This is a genomic window from Streptomyces sp. NPDC060198 (assembly GCF_042728415.1).
Taxonomy (GTDB): domain Bacteria; phylum Actinomycetota; class Actinomycetes; order Streptomycetales; family Streptomycetaceae; genus Streptomyces.
On record NZ_JBHWZJ010000445.1, the window covers coordinates 1 to 5,124 of the forward strand.

Sequence of the window (5,124 nt, forward strand, 5' to 3'; positions counted from 1 at the left end):
GCTGTCGCTCCTGGGGGGGGCCGCGCCCCGCTCTTGGGCGTGGGGGGGCGCCCGGCTCAACCCCCCCCGCCGTCGGGGGGGGGCGGGGCCGCCGCCTCCGCCCGTCTCGGAGGACATGCGGTGGGGGCACGTGTCCTCGCGCGTCCTCGCCGTCACACGGACGTTGAGCGGCATCGGTGGCGGTGACGCGGAGCTACCCGGGCCGTCCCCGCGTTTCCTCGCCGACCTGGCGGACGTGCTGGATCAGGCAGCGCGTGTATGCGCGCAGGAAGGTGCGCCGCTGTCCTTCGAGGGGGTGGTCCCCGAGCGTGACGAGTCGGCGGCGAACCGGGCGTGGGCCTCCCTGCGGGTGCTGTCCGACACGTTCCGCCTCCAGGAGGGCGCGGCAGCGGCCGTGGGCGGAGGACTTCTGCTGGAGGCCCGGCAGTTGATGCGCGAGCTGACCCGTTTCGCTTGACGGGCCGCTTGGCGTGCCCCTGTTGTACGAGGTCGGAGCCCCGTGCGGCCGCGAGGCAGGGTCCAAGGGGTGGAACCAGGTGGTGGCCGACCGGCCGCCCCGGGCTTCCGCTCCGTGCAGGGCTCGAAGGTGCCCCGGCACCGTGCCTCGCGGCCTTGTCGCCGGGTGTCGGCGTTCCGGGTGGGCCACCTCGTCCGCCTTGTGGCGCACAGCACCGAAACCGGCTCTCCGGCCCGGTCCCACGGCTGTCCCGCGAGTCCTGGCGGGTGTGCGGCGTCGGACGCGGCACCTCGCCGCGTCGTCGGAACGTCTCGTCACATCCAGCACGCGGACGCTCCTGCGCCTTGCGGCGCGGCGTCCGACGCCGCACTGACCCACCACGAACCGCGGGACGGACTTCAGTGGGAGCGGGCCGACTCCAGCCACTCCAGGACCTCCGGGGTGACCGGGTCGGTGATGTCGGCGAACTCCGTGTGCTTCGTGAGGAACTTCGCGACGTAGGGGCAGACCGGCACGATCCGCTTCCCCGAGGCCCGTACGTCCCCGAGCGCCTCCTCCACGAGGACGGAGGCCAGGCCCTGGCCCGCGAACGCGTCGTCGATCTCCGTGTGGAAGAAGACCCGCTGGTCGTCGCGGTCGCGGTAGGCGGTCAGTCCGGCGCGGACGCCGTCGACGTGGATCTCGTAGCGGTGCCTGGAGTCGACACGCTGGACGCTCGGAGTGGCGGCGGGCTGGTTCATGGAATGCCTTTCGTCGAGGGGTGGGTTGCCTCGCGGCGCGAGAGTGGCGTTCGGCAGGGCTGGGGCGGGGATACGGTCGCCGGGGTAGCCGTCCACGTGACCGAAGCGACTCGACGCCGCCTCCCACGCCTCGCGTGCCTCGGCGATGTCCTGGTGGCTGCGGCCCACGAAGTTCCACCACATGACGATCTTCTCTTCGAAGGGTGTTCCGCCGACGAGCACGGCCCGGGCGGGGACATCCGATTCGTTGGTCAGCGTCATCGTGCGGTACCCCGGACCTGCGTAGCCCAACTCGGCCGTGCCGAGCAGGGTTTCACCCATGCGGATGCTCCCCCGGTCCACGAGCAGACCGTGCTCGAACCCGGCGTCCGTGTCCAGTGTGACGGTCGCGCGGGGTTCGATGACCAGTTCGGCGCCGAGCAGCGGTGTGAACGTCGGCACGGGGGAGGTGTCCCCGGCGAGCGACCCGAGGAACACCCTGATGACGGCGCCGTCGACCCGTACCGCTCCGGGGGCATGGTGGCGGAAGTCACGGCCGGTGTGCCGGTGTTCCTCCGGGAGCGCTACCCACAGCTGGACACCGTGCAGAATCGTGGTGCCGGTGGTGGAGACCTCGGTATGGCTGATTCCCAGGCCGCCGGTCATGAGATTGAGCTCGCCCGGGCGCACGAAAGCGTGACTGCCCAGGCTGTCACGGTGTTCGATCTCCCCGCTGAAGAGCCAGCTGACCGTCTGCAGGCCGGTGTGCGGATGGGGAGCCACGTCCATCCCGCCCGTCTCGGCGACGTCGTCGGGACCGTAGTGGTCGATGAAGCACCAGGCGCCGATGAACGTACGGGCCCGCTGCGGCAGGGTGCGCCGGACCGTCATCGCCCGAGGGCCTCCGAGGGGTACGTCCCGGGGGGTGAGTACCTCCACCCGGGCGGGCCCGGCCGGACCGCCGTGCTCTCCGGCCGCATCGGGCCGCGTGATCCGGCCGCTACCGGGGCCGCCCGCGGCCCCCGGCGTCCCACTCCAGCCAAAGGTGCTTTCATGTTCAACGATCATGCTCTGCATGGTAAGCCGCCGTCCGTCCGGGCGTGCGGGGTGGTGGAGGGGTGACGAGCCCCGGTTGAGGAGACACGGTGAACGGTACCGAGGCGGCCCGCGGCGAGCGCCGGATCTACATCGACAAGCAGAGCCCGAAGGCCTACCACGCTCTGGTGGCGGCCTCCGACGCCGTCCGTGCCGTCGCGGAGGAGGCCGGGCTCGGCCGCACCCTGGTGGAGCTGGTCAACCTGCGGGTTTCCCAGATCAACGGGTGTGCCTTCTGCCTGGACGTGCACACCCGCGCCGCACTGCGCGCGGGCGACACGGCCCGGCGCCTGGGGGTGCTCGCAGCCTGGCGCGACACCGAGGTGTTCACCGCGCAGGAGCGCGGGGCCCTCGCCCTGGCGGAAGCGACGACGAACCCCGCCGATGCCGCGCTCCAGGACAGCTCCTACGCCCTGGCGCGGGAAACCCTCTCCGACGACGAGATCGCGGCCGTGATCTGGGTGGCCGTCACCATCAACGCCTTCAACCGGGTCTCCATCATGAGCAAGCACCCGGTGCGTGCCCTTCCCGGGCAGTGATGACGAGGCGATCCGGCCGAGGCGCTCCCGGATGGCGGAAGGCGGGTCCGATGCCGGTGGCGGCCGGATGCCGCAACCGTGCCGTGACCGCGTGACCGCGTGACCGCGTCGCCGTGTGACCGCGTGACCGCGTCGCCGTGTGACCGCGTTCAGGACGGTCGACCGTAGCCGTCTTGTCTGATGTTCAACTGTTCGGTTTCTCGTCGAACTCCAATCAAAGTGTCCCTCTGCGTGTTATTTGGGGCATATCCCGACATGTGCACCTTAGGTTGTGGAACGACTCCACTCGGGTGGCGCGGTGCGCCGCCCCGGTAACGCGTTCCGAGGGTGCCGTGCGGGGCCGTTCCGCACGGCGGACGACGCCACGGGGCCAGGAACGAGGAAAGGCAGAGCAGGTGAACGTGGTCGGCGTCATCATCTCCGGGGCTGTCGCGCTGGTGATCACCGTGGCACTCACCGCGGTCGTCCGCGGACTTGCCCCGGTCATCGCGGCGAAGGGTGGCCGCCGAGGGCCCCGGCGAACCGTCGGTACGGGCGTCGCGGTCGTCATGGCGACCACCGGCGTCATGCTCGCCGCGCCCCGACTGGGCCTTCCGGAGCCCGGATCCGGCGTGCGCCTCCTGCTCGCCGCGTCCGCCGCGGTCGCGGTGCTCGGGCTGGTGAAGGAGCTGCGCCCGGTGGGCGCCCGCATCGAACTGGTCTTCCACACCGTGCTGGCAGCACTCGTGGCGGCGTTCTCCGGACTCTCCCCGGTGGCAGCGGTGTTCGGAGCCGCACTCATGGTGGTCCTCACCCATGCGCTCCAGTTGCTGGAGGGCTCCGACGGCACGGCGGCCGGAGTGACCGTCGTCCTGGCCGCCGGACTGCTCACGTGCGCGGCGGCCGACCACCACCCCGGAACCGTGCTGCTGCTCGCCGTGGTGGCCGCCTCCGTGTCCGGCGTCCTGCCGTACAACTGGCCCCCCGCGCGCGTCTTCTACGGCTCTTGCGGCTCGCGCTACACGGGCTTCCTCCTCGCCGGATCCGTCCTGCTGCTGCTCGCCGGCGCACCGTCCGGGAGCGCCGCATGGGTCTCGGTACCTGCGCTGATGACGGTGGCCCTCGCCGATCTGGTCCTTGTCCTGCTGTCGCGGCGGAAGGCGGGGCGGCCCCTCCTGACACCGGCCCAGGACCACGCCGTCCACCGCCTGCGCCGCCTGCGGCTGACCCCGCGGGGAGCGGCGGTCACCCTGATCCTGGCGACGGCGGCTTGCGCCGCCACCGGGACGCTGATCCACACCGACGTGCTCCACCCGGCGATCGGTCTGGCGCTGCCCGCTGCCGTCGGCGTCGCGGTCGTGGCCCTGTCGCGCGTGCCGGTGTACTCCCCGCCCGCGCCGCGTACCGGCATCCGCCGGAAGCCCGCGGGCACCTCCACGTCCGTCAAGGCCACGGTCACCGCGGCGGCCACCTCGACCCGGCACGCGGCCGCGGTTCCCGGCCCCGCGCAGCAGGGCGCCCCCGAGCGGAAGCCGGGGACGCCCCCACGAGCGCCGGCACCGCACATCGCCGGCACCAGGAAGCCGGCCGATGGACGCCCCGCGGACCTGGCCGGAGACCGGCGCTGACACATCGGCACCGGCGTCTGGGGCGTCGCGCACCGGGGTCGGACCTGTTCGGCCACCGGGTACGCGGAGGCCTCGCCGGAACCGGGCTCCGGGCCGGAAGGACCGTGTCGTCAGCGCGTACGTCTGCTGCGGGTCGCTGACGTGGGTGCCGCTCCACGCCGGCGCCTGCCGGGTGGGGATGTTGTACCGGCGTGCGAGGTACTCCAACGGGGAGGCCACCTGGTAGCGCTGCCGCAGCCGGTTCCACCGGGGTACGAAGAGCCGCCGGCTGTTCCGCCGGCAGTGCGACGTCTCCCTCGGCTTCGCGGCCGCGCGCGGGCCGATGCCCCGGGTGGGGGAGGGCGACCGCGAAGGGCCGTGCGGAATCAGGGCGTGCGGCATCAGGGCGTGCGGAAAGGGCCGTGCGGATACGGCCCTTCGGGCGGGGCCGTGCGGGCAGATGGCGGCATCCGGGGCCGGATCGCTCGCTCCGGAATTCAGGCAGAGGGAGCGTCGGTGTCCGGGAGTGCGGCGCCCAGCGAGAGGTTCCAGCGGCCGGAGCGGCCGGTGAGGGTGACGAGGGAGAGTGGCGCCAGGTCGAGGCGCCAGAACGTCGTCGCAGGAAGAGGCACTGCGTGCACGACCGCCGCGCGCACGACCGCGGGTTCGGCGACCGCGACGATCCGCCCGTCCTCGCCTCCGTCCGCTCCGGTGAGGGAGTCCAGCCT

General features: G+C 72.6%; 5 protein-coding genes and 1 pseudogene. 3 read left to right on the forward strand and 3 right to left on the reverse strand.

Features of this window, described 5'->3' with window-relative positions; translation table 11 throughout:
* The first annotated feature begins 130 nt into the window (after positions 1–130).
* Entirely contained in the window at positions 131–457 is a 327-nt protein-coding gene (locus ACFWEP_RS31260) for a hypothetical protein (RefSeq protein WP_387375154.1), read from the forward strand.
* A 398-nt stretch (positions 458–855) separates the two neighbouring features.
* On the opposite strand, the gene ACFWEP_RS31265 is transcribed toward ACFWEP_RS31260, so the two are convergent.
* Both ACFWEP_RS31265 and ACFWEP_RS31270 read right to left on the reverse strand, forming a co-directional pair.
* Positions 856–1,197: a GNAT family N-acetyltransferase gene (locus ACFWEP_RS31265; protein ID WP_387375161.1), complete on the reverse strand. Its 342-nt coding sequence runs from the start codon at positions 1,195–1,197 to the stop codon at positions 856–858.
* A gap of 18 nt (positions 1,198–1,215) precedes the next feature.
* Positions 1,216–2,244 (reverse strand): annotated as a pseudogene (locus ACFWEP_RS31270) (pirin family protein); the annotation flags it as partial.
* A gap of 77 nt (positions 2,245–2,321) precedes the next feature.
* Between ACFWEP_RS31270 and ACFWEP_RS31275 the strand changes: the two are divergent.
* Positions 2,322–2,810, forward strand: coding sequence for a carboxymuconolactone decarboxylase family protein (locus ACFWEP_RS31275; RefSeq protein WP_387375156.1), 489 nt, complete (start codon positions 2,322–2,324; stop codon positions 2,808–2,810).
* Positions 2,811–3,205: 395 nt separating this feature from the next.
* Positions 3,206–4,417 (forward strand): undecaprenyl/decaprenyl-phosphate alpha-N-acetylglucosaminyl 1-phosphate transferase, encoded by a 1,212-nt coding sequence (locus tag ACFWEP_RS31280; RefSeq protein ID WP_387375157.1) that lies wholly within the window; start codon positions 3,206–3,208, stop codon positions 4,415–4,417.
* Positions 4,418–4,893: 476 nt separating this feature from the next.
* Here the strand turns inward: ACFWEP_RS31280 and ACFWEP_RS31285 are convergent.
* The coding region (locus ACFWEP_RS31285) for a histidine phosphatase family protein (RefSeq protein WP_387375159.1) at positions 4,894–5,124 on the reverse strand (231 nt) is incomplete at its 5' end.